Origin of the sequence: Longilinea arvoryzae (assembly GCF_001050235.1) — a bacterium.
GTDB lineage: Bacteria > Chloroflexota > Anaerolineae > Anaerolineales > Anaerolineaceae > Longilinea > Longilinea arvoryzae.
Genome location: NZ_DF967972.1, coordinates 599,273 through 613,449 on the forward strand (window position 1 = coordinate 599,273; position 14,177 = coordinate 613,449).

14 protein-coding genes (1 of these 14 cut by a window edge) are annotated in these 14,177 nt (G+C 56.5%); 4 read left to right on the top strand and 10 right to left on the bottom strand.

Features of this window, described 5'->3' with window-relative positions:
- Nucleotides 1-80: 80 nt before the first annotated feature.
- From LARV_RS02770 to LARV_RS02790, 5 genes are all read right to left on the bottom strand, one after another.
- Nucleotides 81-575, bottom strand: a complete 495-nt coding sequence (locus tag LARV_RS02770; protein ID WP_236709912.1) for a GxxExxY protein — start codon at nt 573-575, stop codon at nt 81-83.
- Between the two features lie 107 nt (nt 576-682).
- Nucleotides 683-1,996, bottom strand: a complete 1,314-nt coding sequence (locus LARV_RS02775) for a hydroxymethylglutaryl-CoA reductase, degradative (protein ID WP_075072209.1) — start codon at nt 1,994-1,996, stop codon at nt 683-685.
- A gap of 316 nt (nt 1,997-2,312) precedes the next feature.
- Nucleotides 2,313-2,999, bottom strand: a complete 687-nt coding sequence (locus LARV_RS02780; protein WP_075072210.1) for a metal-dependent hydrolase — start codon at nt 2,997-2,999, stop codon at nt 2,313-2,315.
- 4 nt (nt 3,000-3,003) lie between these two features.
- Entirely contained in the window at nt 3,004-3,516 is a 513-nt protein-coding gene (locus LARV_RS02785; RefSeq protein ID WP_075072211.1) for a hypothetical protein, read from the bottom strand.
- A gap of 19 nt (nt 3,517-3,535) precedes the next feature.
- The gene (locus tag LARV_RS02790; protein ID WP_075072212.1) at nt 3,536-4,117 is read right to left on the bottom strand and encodes a histidine phosphatase family protein; all 582 of its coding nucleotides are present in this window, start codon (nt 4,115-4,117) and stop codon (nt 3,536-3,538) included.
- 297 nt (nt 4,118-4,414) lie between these two features.
- On the opposite strand from LARV_RS02790, the gene LARV_RS02795 reads away from it, so the two are divergent.
- Complete coding sequence (locus LARV_RS02795; protein WP_075072213.1) at nt 4,415-5,503, top strand: PDDEXK family nuclease; 1,089 nt, start codon at nt 4,415-4,417, stop codon at nt 5,501-5,503.
- 219 nt (nt 5,504-5,722) lie between these two features.
- Here LARV_RS02795 and LARV_RS02800 read toward each other — a convergent pair whose 3' ends face one another.
- A complete protein-coding gene (locus LARV_RS02800; protein WP_075072214.1) occupies nt 5,723-6,634 on the bottom strand; it encodes a DMT family transporter in 912 nt (303 codons plus the stop codon).
- A 275-nt stretch (nt 6,635-6,909) separates the two neighbouring features.
- Here LARV_RS02800 and nifJ point away from each other — a divergent pair, with 275 nt between their 5' ends.
- The 3 genes from nifJ (at nt 6,910) to LARV_RS02815 (ending at nt 12,886) form a co-directional block, all read left to right on the top strand.
- A complete protein-coding gene (gene nifJ, locus LARV_RS02805) occupies nt 6,910-10,485 on the top strand; it encodes a pyruvate:ferredoxin (flavodoxin) oxidoreductase (RefSeq protein WP_075072215.1) in 3,576 nt (1,191 codons plus the stop codon).
- A gap of 84 nt (nt 10,486-10,569) precedes the next feature.
- Nucleotides 10,570-11,577, top strand: coding sequence for a dihydroorotate dehydrogenase-like protein (locus LARV_RS02810; RefSeq protein WP_075072216.1), 1,008 nt, complete (start codon nt 10,570-10,572; stop codon nt 11,575-11,577).
- A 127-nt stretch (nt 11,578-11,704) separates the two neighbouring features.
- On the top strand, nt 11,705-12,886 hold the full coding sequence (locus tag LARV_RS02815) for a mannosyltransferase family protein (RefSeq protein ID WP_075072217.1): 1,182 nt from the start codon (nt 11,705-11,707) through the stop codon (nt 12,884-12,886).
- A 90-nt stretch (nt 12,887-12,976) separates the two neighbouring features.
- Here LARV_RS02815 and infA read toward each other — a convergent pair whose 3' ends face one another.
- The 4 genes from infA to LARV_RS02835 form a co-directional block, all read right to left on the bottom strand.
- The gene (gene infA, locus LARV_RS02820; protein WP_075072218.1) at nt 12,977-13,225 is read right to left on the bottom strand and encodes a translation initiation factor IF-1; all 249 of its coding nucleotides are present in this window, start codon (nt 13,223-13,225) and stop codon (nt 12,977-12,979) included.
- Between the two features lie 59 nt (nt 13,226-13,284).
- A complete protein-coding gene (gene rpsU / locus LARV_RS02825; RefSeq protein WP_236709913.1) occupies nt 13,285-13,590 on the bottom strand; it encodes a 30S ribosomal protein S21 in 306 nt (101 codons plus the stop codon).
- A gap of 211 nt (nt 13,591-13,801) precedes the next feature.
- Nucleotides 13,802-14,122: a HepT-like ribonuclease domain-containing protein gene (locus LARV_RS02830; protein ID WP_201785862.1), complete on the bottom strand. Its 321-nt coding sequence runs from the start codon at nt 14,120-14,122 to the stop codon at nt 13,802-13,804.
- A 20-nt stretch (nt 14,123-14,142) separates the two neighbouring features.
- Nucleotides 14,143-14,177 carry the 3' portion of a nucleotidyltransferase family protein gene (locus LARV_RS02835; RefSeq protein ID WP_075072220.1) on the bottom strand. It continues 286 nt past the right edge of the window, so the window shows 35 of its 321 coding nt (coding positions 287-321); the start codon falls outside the window, past its right edge; it ends in the stop codon at nt 14,143-14,145.

Here is a 14,177-nt window from a genome sequence, read left to right on the forward strand (position 1 = left end):
TAGCACGGCGGTGGTTTAAGAGGTTATCACCACGGAGACACGGAGATCACGGAGAAGAATAAGATTTGATAAAGAAATTATCATAAGACCTTTCGTACAATACCTTTTGTAAGTACCGCAACGTTAAAATTGATCAATAGACCTACCTTGCATCCTGTGATTTTCAGATAAGTGAGCAATTGCGCCTCATGAATTGGATGAAGAGCTTCGATGGATTTGATCTCGATGACCACCTTGTTTTCCACGATGAAATCCAACCGTAATCCGCTTTCCAATCTTACGCCTTTATACTCAACTGGCAAATCCTTCTGTTGCTCGAAATGAATACCGCTTAAATCCAACTCGCGAGCGAGGCAGGCCTGGTAAACGCTTTCGAGGAGCCCGGGGCCCAATTGTTTGTGGACTTCAATGGCTGCTCCGATGATCTTTTGGGTTAAATCCTCATAAAGCATTTCTAGCCCCTCCAATTTTTTCTCTTCCCTCTTTAAAAAATCTTCTCCGTATTCTCCGTACCCTGACGGGCATAATGTCTCCATGGTGATTTCTTTTCCAACTTTGCACCTTAAAGAAATCATGGATTTCTTCTTCTCATTTTATGAAATCTTCTCCGTGTACTCTGTGTCTCCGTGGTGATTTCTCTTTCGACATTGTGTCTTAAAGAAATCATGGATTTCTTCTCTTTTTAAGAAATCTTCTCCGTGCCCTCCGTGTCTCCGTGGTGAAAACTCTTATGCCATTCCTTCAAGATCTCTTCGGCGCGATCGATGCGCACAGTTTTTTCGGAGACGAGTTGGTCGGCCAGACGGTTGATTTCGTCGCCCGCGGCGCCGGCGGCGACGGCCACCTGGCGGGCATGCAGACCCATGTGCCCGCGCTGGATGCCTTCGGTGGCCAGGGCGCGCAGGGCGGCCAGGTTCTGGGCCAGTCCAACCGAAATAATGATCTCGGCCAACTGGGCCGCGGATTGGACTCCCATCAGCTTTAGCAGAACGCGCGCGGCGGGATGCACGCGGGTGGCGCCGCCCACGCTGCCGACTGCCAGCGGCATTTCCAGCGTTCCCAGCAGGTTGCCGTCGCGGTCCTTGGCCCAGGTGGATAGGCTGGTGTAGCGCCCCGAGCGGGCGGCGTAGGCATGCGCGCCGGCTTCGATGGCGCGCCAGTCGTTGCCGGCGGCAATCACCACCGCGTCCACGCCGTTCATGATGCCCTTATTGTGCGTCGCCGCGCGGTAGGGATCCGCCGTGGCAAAGGCCCAGGCAGCGATGACGCCGTCGCGCACCTGCTCGGCCGGAAAATCGCCGAAGGCCAGTTCTCCGAGGGGAATGGTGCAGCGCGCGCGGGCCGTGCGCCGGTCAGCCAGGTTGGAAAGGATGCGCAGGTGGGCGCGCCCGCCGGTGATGCCTTCGACGGAGGGGGTCAGGCGCTCCATGGCGGTGTTGACGGCGTTGGCGCCCATGGCGTCGCGCACGTCGTAGATCAGGTGCAGCACCAGGAACGCGCCAATGGGCGACTCTTCGATCACGCGCACCTGCAGGTCGCGCGGACCTCCGCCCAGGCGTTTGAGCACCGGGTCGATCTCATCCGCTTCGGCCAGCAGGCGCTCGCGCTGCTCGAGCAGCTTCAGGCGGGCGGTATGCACGTCGTCCAGATCGATGATCTGCATCTGGCCGATCATCTCGGGCGCGCTGGCGCTCGCGGAGAAGCCGCCGCCGGCTCGGGCCAGTTTGGCCATGAAGGACGCGCCCGCGATCACGGAGGGCTCCTCGATGACCATCGGCACCAGCACCTCGCGCCCGTTGATCACGAAATTCTGGGCCACGCCCAACGGCAGGCCGAACACGCCAATTGCGTTCTCGACCATGTGGTCGGCCTGATCGACGCTCAGGCCTGCGCGCAGCGCCTCCAGATCGGCGGCGTCCAGGCCGGCCTGCGCGGCCAGCCAATCCAGGCGTTCGGGGATGGACAGGTTGTAGAACTTGATCTTTTCCGCGGGCATAGGTGCTCCTGGTTTCAATCTGAACAAATCTTATCCGGGCAAGTCTGGCAAAAGCTATCAGAAAGAGGTGAGGAGTGAAGAGTGATGCGGGATGTATTGATTCGGGATGTGTTGATTCGGTATTCGTTGATTCGGGATGCGTAGGGCCACGGCTATGTGAGAAACCGGTCCGGTTAATCAATCCACCTGCCGTGCCCGGAAACGCAACACCCCGACGCAAAGGCACGACCAACACATCGCCGTACCTCAACCAATCGATAATAATATTTTACGCCGCGCTGGTTCGGGCGCGGCGTAATGGAAGTTTTTGACCTTTTTATTCCAGGGTAAAACGATCCCCGGGACGCAAAACGTGCACTTTGGCGTCCGTCGAACGCTCCACCTGTTCGGCCCAGGCCAGCGCGTCCTGCCTGATCAGGTCGAAGGTATTGTAATGGATGGGGATGACGTGCTTCGGATGCAGGAACTGGACGGCGCGCAGCGCGTCGGCCGGTCCCATGGTGAAATTGTCGCCGATGGGGATGACCGCCAGGTCCAGCTCTTCCTCACCGATCAGGCGCATGTCGCCGAACAAACCGGTATCGCCGGCCAGGTAAATCTTCTGGCCATCGTTCGTGGTCAGCAGAAAACCGGCCGGGTTGCCGCCGTTGCTGCCGTCGGGTAAAGCCGAGCCGTGCATGGCCTGGGTCAATTTAAGATAACCGAAGGGATGCTGGTGCCCGCCGCCGATATGCTGCCCGTGGGCGCGCACATCCTGCTTCTTCATCCAGTTGGCGATTTCGAAATTGCTGATCACCAGCGCATTGCAGCGTTTGGCGATCGAAACCGTATCGCCCAGGTGGTCGCCGTGACCGTGGGTCACCAGGATGAAATCGGCCTGCGCATCCGCGGCTTTCTGGCTGGCGGCCGGATTGCCGGTGAAAAATGGATCCACAAGGATTTGGTGGCCGCCGCTCAGTAAGCCAAGCGCGGCATGGCCGTACCAGGTCAGTTGCGTCGTCATACCGTCAGGCTGCCTTGCGGAAGGAACGGGCCATCAGCAGCGCGCCGCCCAGGATGAGCAACAGGGGACCGGCGATCTTGAGCGCCGGACCGCCGAAGAGCGTGCCGAACAGGCCAAACACCAGCACGCTGATCGCCAGCATCCACTGCCCGACCGCCATCGAATCCTTACCCCAACCGCCGTACCAGGAACCCAGCCACAGACCCAGGCCCACGCCGCCGGGGATAAGCGTCCAGGCGTAAGCCCAGGAAGCCCAGTCGTTGGTCAGCGTATTATAGAAGAAGATGATGCCCAGCATGAGCATGATGGCGCCGGGGATGAACAATCCGGACAGCCCCTCGCGCGCCTGCGGCCAGACCAGGGGCGGAGCAAAAAAGCCCAACGCCAGCACCAGGAAGATCATCGGCCAGAGAGCCGTTAGATTGATGCCGGGGATGATATTGAAAAGGAAGAACAACACACCCAACCCGATCAAGATCAGGCCTACAACAAGCGAACCACGATTCGTCGGTTTCATGATTACTCCTTTCGATGAATTACAGGAATGTTTTAAGATAACCCGGCAGATGCCCGGAGTCATTGTGAGAGACGAGCTGCGTGCGGCCGGTGTGATCGAGGGTGAACTCGGTGATGCCGCAGTTGTAGATCTCCAGGCTGGTCCAGCGTTCGGCGGGCAGGTCGAGGGCGCGGCAGACCAGATAGCGCAGCAGGTTGCCGTGCGTCACCAGAATTTCGTGCGCGTCCCGGCCGTCGGCGCGGCGGAAGTAACGCGTGAAAGCCCGTTCAGCGCGATACTGATCGCGGATGATCGCGGACGGGTCGAGATTGGTGAAGGCATCCGCCTGCAGTGGCGGAATGACCGGCACGCACTCGCGCAGGTCGGGGTCGCAGCGCACGCGCAGCTCAGGGAAGCAGCGCGCCAGCATGGCGGCGGTCTGCTGGGCGCGGCGCATATCGCTGGCATAGATGGCCTGCACCGGCAGCCCCTGCATACGCCGCGCCGTCCAATCGGCCTGCATTTCACCGGCCGGGGTCAGGCCGCCCTCCAACTCGTCGTCTTCCGGGTTGGCGCGGTCATGCTGAGCATGGCGAATGAGGTAAAGGGTGCGGATCGACATGTTAAAACTAGTCTAACACGCCCGGCCTGGAATGCAAACTGATCGAAGGGATGGATTTAATAAAGAAGGGGATGCGTGAATGGGTGAAGCGTGAACCGGAAGAGAGTAAACAGGATGGACAGGATGCCCAGGATACTTAGATTAGAGAGAAAATCCAAGCGTTGTCGAAAACCCTTCCCTCATTTGCTGGAAAAAATGGGGGGGGGTGTTCGATAATCAATATTGAATTTTATTGCTGGTGTAAAATGATCTTATCTTCCTAGTAAATTGTGAATTAAATTACCGTGGAAATAAGCAATGAAAATTCTCATTCGAAACCAAAAAAGTGAAATGTGGCAAATGGTCCAATCGGTTGCCTACGCTAATGAAACAGAACTACAAAAATTATTGGCAGAACAACCTTCCTTAATATCTCTGAATGAGGTGCGCGAAGGCGCAGGCCCATTGGTTGCAGCAGTGCGAGAATTCCCCTTGGATATCGGTTCAGTTGACCTGATAGGATTTACTGCTGATGGTGATATTGCCATTATCGAATGTAAGTTAGCATCGAATGAAGAAATTAAACGTAAAGTCATTGGTCAGGTGCTCGAGTATGGTGCCAATCTTTGGGGAATGGGTTACGAGGATTTTGAAAAAAAGATTTTAGATAAATCCTCAAGAAACTTAGCTGATTTAGTCAGGGTAAATCTTCAGAATCAGGAATGGGACGAGGAATCCTTTCGAACTAACGTTGGACAAGCACTTCAAAGCGGAAATTTTATTCTAATTATTGTCGTGGATGAGATCAATGAAGAATTAAGCAAGATCGTGCGATTTATTAACGAGGCAGGTAAGCCTGCCTTTTCACTCGCTGCACTTGAAATGCGGCGTTTTCAAAAAGAACAAACGGAAATCTTGGTTCCGCATTTGTTTGGTGTAGTAAATACAGGTAAATCATCTACAGCTGGCTTACGTAAACAATGGACAGAAGAAAGATTTTTTGAAGCAGTACATAATTCTTTGCCCAAAGAAATAGTTACCATCATTCAAGATCTATATACGTGGTCAAGATTAAAATCAAAGCGGGTATGGTTTGGCACAGGAACAGCGTCGGGATCTTTTACGTTTCATTACCAGAAAAATGGAAAAAGTGTTTCAATGTTTTCAATTTACACTAATGGAAATTTGTTTATCAATTATGGTTGGGCGACTACACAAGTTTCCGCTGAATCGCTTCAAAGATTTCACCAAGCAATTACTAAAATACCAGGTTTTGAAGGTATTCCGGACGATTTCAATAAATGGCCAAATGTACGGATAAAGGATGTTTTTTTAGATAAACCGAATGTTCTCAATCAATTTAAAGAAGTAGTAGAGGAATTTGGTACTTATTTCGTATTACTCTAAAGGTGTCACACTCATTTAGTTCTTTCATCCCTTTCACCCACAGCATCCCGGTAATCACAGTGGCACGTTGGTCTGCCAGTGCCTGCCACAGAAAAGGGATGATTAATCGCTTTCAATTTCCAATTTACACAATCCCATATTTCTGTAAAGTAGTAATTTACAGATTTATAAGATATCTGTAAATTAGTTCCATCCTCTTCATCTTCATCATCCTGTCTCTTACACAAACAACAGCGCCACGCCGCCCAGGGCCAGCAGCGCGCCAAACACCGCGCGCGGGCTGATCTTCTCGCCCATCAGGCCTGCCATGGGCAGCACGAACAGCGGGCTGGTGGCGACCAGCGTTTGCGCCACGCCGGCCTGGACGGTGCGCAGCGCGGCATGCTGCAGCCAGATGCCGATGAAGGTGCCAAAGAAGAAAGCCGCGAAGGCCAGTCCGCCCAATCGGGGCGCCTGCGGCAGGCGCAGCCAATTGCCGATCGGCTGGCGGCGCAGGATCAGCAGCCCCCCTGCCACGGCCGTGCCCGCGGCCAGACGCAGGCCGGTACCCCAAAGCGGTGTGACCGGGGTCAGGGTAAGGGCGGCGCGCGAAAGCACCACGCCGCCCGCCTCGGTCAGCGCGGCAATGACGCCCGCCAGAATGCCGCGCAGGCGCAAGGCGCGGGGCAGCGTCTCCTGCTCGGCGGCGGAAGAATGTTCGCTGATCACCCAGGCCACCCCGGCGGCAATCAGGGCAATCCCGCCCCAGGCGGAAACCGAAAGCCGCTCACCCATGAACAGCCAGCCGAGCAATCCGGCCGTCGGCGGCGCCAGGGTCTTGATGAGCGAAGCCTGGCGGGCGCCGATGGTGCGCAGGGCTTCCATATACGCCGTATCGCCCAGGCCGATGCCCAGCATGCCGCTGGCCAACAGCAGCGCCAGCGCGGTTGGCGTGAGGACGCTGGTTGCTTCTCCCAGCGCCAGGAGCGTGATAGCCACCAGGACCAGCGCGCCAATACCCTTGAGAAAGTTCAATTCCAGGGGCGGAATGAACTTCCCGACTCGGCTATATATTATGGAAGAACCAGCCCAAAGCAGGGCAGTCAATAAAACCAGGATTTCCCCTAAAGGGGGGTGTGCAGTAGTCAACATAAGGGTTAAAATAAACTGAGGAGAGTCATCCCCTTCCAATTCAATCAACGCAGGCCGGCGCAATTGTACTCCCAAACCGGTCCATGATCGTTCTGGATACCTATTCTCACGAATGTGACAGGGAACCCCTTTTTTTGTGAGATATGGTACTTTTGGCTTGTGTAGATGATGAGTAAAATTATCAATTTGGATGGAAAGAGCTTTTTACGTGCACACCCGCGGGGAATGTGCCGCCCTAAAATCTATCATCATACTTACTTAATGGAGTTTGAAATATGACAAGAAAAATGGTTACGATAGATGCCAACGAGGCGGTTGCTTACGTAGCTTACCGTCTCAATGAAGTGATCGCGATCTACCCGATCACCCCGTCCTCCGCAATGGGGGAGTTCGCCGATGCCTGGATGGCCGCCGGCGTGAAGAACCTGTGGAATACCGTTCCATCTGTGGCGGAAATGGAGCATGAAGGCGGCGCGGCTGGCGCAGTGCACGGCGCGCTGCAAACCGGCTCGCTGACCACCACCTTCACGGCATCTCAGGGCCTGCTGTTGATGATCCCGAACATGTACAAGATCGCCGGCGAATTGACCCCGACTGTCTTCCACGTCACCGCTCGTTCCCTGGCCGCGCAGGGCCTTTCGATCTTCGGCGACCACGCCGACGTGATGGCCACCCGCCAGACCGGTTGGGCGCTGATCTCCTCGCGCTCCCCTCAGGAAGCGCAGGACATGGCTCTCATCGCCCAGCGCGCCACCCTGAACACCCGCGTTCCCTTCATGCACTTCTTCGACGGCTTCCGCACCTCGCACGAAGTCAACAAGATCGAGCAGCTCACGGTCGAAGATATGCGCGCCATGATCCCCGAGGACAAGGTCCTCGAATTGCGCCAGCGCGCCCTCTCCCCCGAACACCCTGTGATGCGCGGTTCCGCTCAAAACCCGGATGTCTACTTCCAGGGCCGCGAAACGGTCAATCCGTTCTACGCCAAGACGCCGGCCATCGTCCAGGAATCCATGGACAAGTTTGCCAAGATCACCGGCCGCCAGTATCACCTGTTCGATTACGCCGGCGCGCAGGATGCCGATCGCGTCATCATCCTGATGGGCTCGGGCGCTGAAACCGCCGAGGAAACGGCCTTCTTCCTCAACAGCAAGGGCGAAAAGACGGGCGTCGTCACCGTGCACCTGTATCGTCCGTTCTCGATGGAAGCCCTGGTCAAGGCGCTGCCCGCCACCGTCAAGAAGATCGCCGTGCTCGACCGCACCAAGGAACCCGGCTCGGATGGCGAACCACTGTATAAGGACGTGATCACGGCCATCGCCGAAGGCCTGGCCAAGGGCATCGCCCCCTTCAAGACCTTCCCGGTCCTCATTGGCGGGCGCTACGGTCTGTCCTCCAAGGAATTCACCCCGGCCATGGTCAAAGCCGTCTTCGATGAACTAAAAAAGAGCGAGCCGAAGAATGACTTCACGGTCGGCATCAATGATGACGTTTCGCACCTCAGCCTGGACTTCGATCCGCACTTCACCATCACTGACCCCACCACCAAGTGCTGCGTGTTCTTCGGCCTGGGTTCGGATGGCACCGTGGGCGCGAACAAGAACTCGATCAAGATCATCGGTGAAGACACCGATAATGCAGCCCAGGGCTACTTCGTCTACGATTCGAAGAAGTCCGGCTCCGTCACCACCTCGCACCTGCGCTTCGGCCCCAAGCCCATTCACGCGCCCTATCTGATCGGCCTCAACGACGCCGATTTCGTAGCCTGCCACGCTTTCAGCTTCCTCGAGCGCATCGACATGCTCAAGTATTCGAAGCCGGGCAGCGTTTTCCTGCTCAACAGCATCTACGGTCCCGAAGAAGTCTGGGACAAGCTGCCGCGTGAAGATCAGGAAACCATCATCCAGAAGAAATTGCGCTTCTACGTCATCGACGCCTACGAAGTGGCCCAGAAAACCGGCATGGGCGGCCGCATCAACACCATCATGCAGACCTGCTTCTTCGCCATCTCCGGCGTGCTCCCGCGCGACGAAGCCATTGCCCAGATCAAGAAGAGCATCAAGAAGACCTACAGCAAACGCGGTGAAGCGGTTGTTCAACGCAACTACGACGCCGTGGACGCTTCCCTGGCTTATCTGTTCGAGGTCAAAGTACCCGCAAAGGCCACCAGCGCCATCACCCGCCGCGCGCCCGTACCTGCTGACGCTCCGCAGTTCATTCACGATACACTCGGCCCCATCATCGCCATGGAAGGCGACGACCTGCCCGTTTCCAAGATGCCCGTCGACGGCACCTTCCCGACCGGATCGGCTGCGTATGAAAAGCGCAACATTGCCCTCGAGATCCCGGTCTGGGAACCCGATCTGTGCATCCAGTGCGGTAAATGCGCCATGGTTTGCCCGCACGCCGTCATTCGCATGAAGGTTTACGACCCGGCCGAACTCAAGAATGCCCCGGCTACCTTCAAGGCGACCGATGCCAAGTTCAAGGAACTGCCCGGCACCAAGTTCACCATCCAGGTATCCCCCGAAGATTGCACCGGCTGCGCGCTGTGCGTTGAAGCCTGCCCGGCCAAGGACAAGACTCAACCCTCCCGCAAGGCCATCAACATGGCCGCCCAGCCTCCGCTGCGCGAGAGCGAAAGCGCCAACTGGGACTTCTTCCTCAACCTGCCCGAAGTGGACCGCACGGCCATCTCGCTGACCACGGTCAAGAACGCCCAACTGCTGCAGCCGCTGTTCGAGTTCTCCGGCGCCTGCGCTGGCTGCGGTGAAACCCCCTATCTCAAGCTGGTCTCGCAGCTCTTCGGTGAGCGCGCGGTCATCGCCAACGCCACCGGCTGCTCGTCCATCTACGGCGGCAACCTGCCCACCACCCCGTGGGCGCACAACCGCGAAGGCCGCGGCCCGGCCTGGTCGAACTCGCTGTTCGAAGATAACGCCGAATTCGGCATGGGCATGCGCCTGACGCTCGATAAGCAGGCTCAATTCGCCCGCGAACTGCTGCCTACCTTCGCCGGAACCATTGGCGAAAGCCTGGTGACCGAACTGCTGAACGCCGACCAGACCACGGAAGCCGGCATCAAGGCCCAACGCGAACGCGTTGCCCTGCTCAAGCAGCGCCTGGCGACCGTGAAGGATCCGAGCGCCGCCATGCTGCTCAGTGTAGTCGACCAATTGGTCAAGAAGAGCGTGTGGATCATCGGCGGTGATGGCTGGGCGTACGATATCGGTTACGGCGGCCTCGACCACGTGCTGGCCTCCGGACGCAACGTCAACGTTTTGGTGCTGGATACCGAAGTCTACTCCAACACCGGCGGTCAGTCCTCCAAGTCCACCCCGCGCGCGGCAGTCGCCAAGTTCGCTGCCAACGGCAAGGGCCTGCCCAAGAAGGACCTGGGCCTGATTGCCATGGCCTATGGCTACATCTACGTAGCGCGCGTCGCCATGGGCGCCAACGATGCCCAGACGCTCAAGGCCTTCACCGAAGCGGACGCCTACGATGGCCCGTCCCTGATCATCGCCTACAGCCACTGCATCGCCCACGGCATCGATATGCGCAAGGGCCTCGAACAGCAGAAGCTGGCCGTGCAGGCCGGCCACTGGCTGCTCTATCGCTACAACCCCGTCCTGGCCGATGAGGGCAAGAACCCGCTCCAACTCGACAGCAAGGAACCCTCGATCAAACTCGAAGACTACGTCTACAACGAAACCCGCTACCGCATGCTGGTGCAGAGCGACGAAGCTCGCGCCGAAATGCTGCTCAACGAAGCTCGTGGAGACGTGGATCGCCGCTGGCAGGTGTACAGCCAGATGGCCAATCAGACCTTCAAGAAAGAAGACGAGAAATAGCCTGACTCTGAATTGAAAAACCTCCTGCGAAGGCTCAATCGCCTTCGCAGGAGCACATCTCCGGCGAAATGGAGGAAAAAATCCATGGTAGACCTGAGCACTAGGTATCTCGGTTTGCAACTGAAGAACCCGATCGTAGCCTCGGCCTCACCGCTTTCCAAGAAAGTGGATTCCGTTCGCCGCTTGGAAGATGCGGGCGCGGCTGCCGTAGTAATGTATTCGCTCTTCGAAGAGCAGATCATTCACGAAAGCAACGCGCTCGATTTCTATCTGAGCAGCGGCACCGACAGCTTTGCTGAGGCGCTAACCTACTTCCCTGAGATGAAAAAATACAACGTCGGACCGGAAGAATACCTGGAACTGGTGTCCAGGCTGAAGAAGGCCGTCAATATTCCGGTCATCGGCAGCCTGAACGGCATTTCGACCGGCGGTTGGGTCGATTACGCTCACAAGATCGAGCAGGCCGGCGCGGACGCGTTGGAACTGAACATCTACAACATCCCCACCGACCCCGAAATAACCTCCGCCGACCTCGAACAGTCCTACATCGACCTGGTCACCGACATCCGTAAGAAGACCCACATCCCCCTGGCTGTAAAGCTCAGCCCCTTCTTCACCTCACCGGCCAACCTGGCCGTGCGCCTGGTGAAAGCCGGAGTGAACGGCCTGGTGCTGTTCAACCGTTTCTACCAACCCGACCTGGATACCGAAACCCTCGAGGTGGTTCCCAGCCTGTCGCTCAGCACGTCTTCCGATTTGCTGCTGCCGCTGCGCTGGACGGCCATTCTCTACGGGCGGGTGCAGGCCGATCTGGCGCTGACCAGCGGCGTGCACACCTGCCAGGACGCCATCAAGGCCGTCATGGCCGGCGCGAACGTGGCGATGATGGCCTCCGAGCTGATCGCCAACGGTCCGAATCGCATCTCCGAGATTCTGGAAGAAATGCGCCGGTGGATGGAAGAATTCGAATACACGTCGGTCAATAAGATGTGCGGCAGCATGAGCCAGAAGGCCGTAGCCGACCCGGCGGCGTTCGAACGCGCCAACTACATGAAGGCGCTAACCAGCTTCGATAACCGATTGGTGTCCTGAGTTCATTGGTCAATAAATAAAGAACTGCCCCGTTTTGGGGCAGTTCTTTATTAATAATCCATCTGTGAGATTTTCTATAAAAACCGCTTCTATCCTATAATGGACTTCAATAAGAGGTCATCCTGGCATGCAACAAACCCAAAAATATATTGCGGTCTTACAAAAGTTAAAAACAGAATTCGACACACCCGCCTGGAAGCGCAGCCTGATGCTATGGCTGGCGCTGAACCTGCTGTTGAGCGGCATGGGCGGGCTGGCCTGGCGCCTGCACAGTCCAATCCGCCCGGATGATCCCTATAACCTGTGGGGATCCACGCCCATCGACGAAGGCCTGCCGGGCGCGCTGGAAGGCGTCTGGCTGCGCTGGGATGCGCTGCACTACCTGCACATTGCCCAGGAAGGCTATAACGCCGACGTGGTCAGCGCTTTCTTTCCGCTCTATCCGCTGTTGGGGCATGCAGCTGGCTGGCTGCTGGGCGGGGATGACCTGGGAAGCCTGCTGTTGGTCAGCCGGTTGGCTTTCCTGCTGGCGCTGGTGGTGCTGTACAAGATGGCGGCGCAGAGATTCGATGACGACATCGCCACCTTTGCCATCCTGTTCGCTTCGATCTATCCGATGGGACTGTACTGGTTCGCGCCCTATCCACTGGGCCTGGCGCTCCTCTTTTCTCTGATCAGCCTGGAATGCGCCACGAAAAAGAAATGGCTGGCGGCCGCGCTGTCCGGCCTGGCGGCCGGCCTGACCCACGGCACCACAATCCCCCTGGCGTTGGGTCTGTTGACGGTCTGGTTTTTACAGGTCCGGAAGGACCGCCGCGCATGGCTGCTGCTGCCAGCCACGGCCGCCCCACCGCTGGGCACGCTGTTGTTCTTCGCCTGGCGAATCCGGCAGGGGTTCCCGCCCATCAACCAACTGCTGGAGACCATCTGGCTGCGCGCCATGCAGCCGCCCTGGATGATCGTGGGAGATTTCCAGCGCTTTTTCAACGTCTATCTGGGCCATCCGGACGGATGGATCAACCTGGCGTTATTCCTGTTTGGAGTGGGTATGCTGGTTGTGTGCATCCGGCGCCTTGAAGCGTCGATGTGGGTTTACCAGCTCGGCATGATCGTGTATTTGTGCATGACTACAAACTACACCACCCCCTTCGGCAGTTATGGACGTTACTTGATGATGGCGTTTCCATCCTTCATGGCCTTACCCCTGGCCGCGCGGGGTAAGGGAGCCCGCCTGGCAATCGTTGGAGTGTGGTTTTTCAGTATGCTTTTTATGGCCATGGTTTACTTCGAGTGGGGCTGGCTGGCCTGATCTGTCGATTATCAGAATATGCCGGATAAAAAAAGGGACCGTCCTGTACAGGACGGTCCCGGTGGTTCAATGATCGATGATTCCGAGGGGTTATTCTTCTTCCATTGGCGCTGCGCCAGCTTTTTGGCGGTAGACAATGCGGCCGCGGGTCAGGTCGTAGGGAGACATTTCCACCCTCACCCGGTCACCCAGCAGGATGCGGATATAATACTTGCGCATTCTGCCGGAAAGGTAAGCCAGCACCTCGTGTCCGTTCTCCAGGCGCACGCGGAATTGCGTGGCTGGTAACGCTTCGACGATGACGCCTTCTACCTGAATCTTATCTTCTTCTTTGGCCATTCATACCTCCAATCAAACTGAGCAGGCCGCTTACCCCGGGAAGGATCGTGCGGTGAGTGTTACTCGCCCATCTTGCTCATCTGGCGGCGCTTAATCCGGCGGATCGCCTTTTTCTTTTCGACGCGGCGCAGTTCGCTTTTCGAGATGAACCAGCGTTTGCGGCGAACGGTGCTCAGCACACCACTCTTGACGACCTTCTTGCGAAAGCGCTTGAGCAATTGATCCTGAGACTCATTCGGGCGAATAATGACGAATGTCAAGAAACTCACCTCCCTCCCATTTAGGGATTTACCGCGTTCAACGGCAAAAAAACTCGGCTGGCGGTTTCCGCAGGGCAGCCGAGAGAGATGATCGATGGTGTTCAATGATATCTCGCGGAAGCAATGTTCGGAGAACCTCCAGTAACCTTCAAGTCGAAAGCTGAACCTGTTAAGAGACAAACTTTCTACGGAACGATTATACCCCAAATCCTATACAGCGTCAAAGGCCTTTTCGTATCGTATCAGGGAGTGAGAAGTGAACAGTGAGAAGTGAATCGCAGGTCGTTCCAGTAAATGCTGCACGATTGATCAAACTTTAAAGAGGATTACCCAATCGCTTAATGATGAGCTCTATCTGGCTTTTCAATGGATCCAGGTTATTCTGAACCGTATTCCAGACAATGTCCAAATCCACCTCAAAATACCCGTGTACGAGGATTTGGCGCATGCCGATCAATTGTCCCCATTGGACATCAACGAAGTATTGCCGAATTTCAGGGGATAAATGGCTGGCCGCTTCACCGATCGTTTGTAAATGATGAACGAACCAGATCTGTAATAGTTCGTCTGTGTCAAATGTAGAGCGAGAAATTTCCTTGTGGGCGTCGATTCGGTCGATCGCTTCAAGAATATCCAATAATCGCTCCCGATCGCTTCTCATAACGGAATCGCTTCTTTCAGTACACGATCGC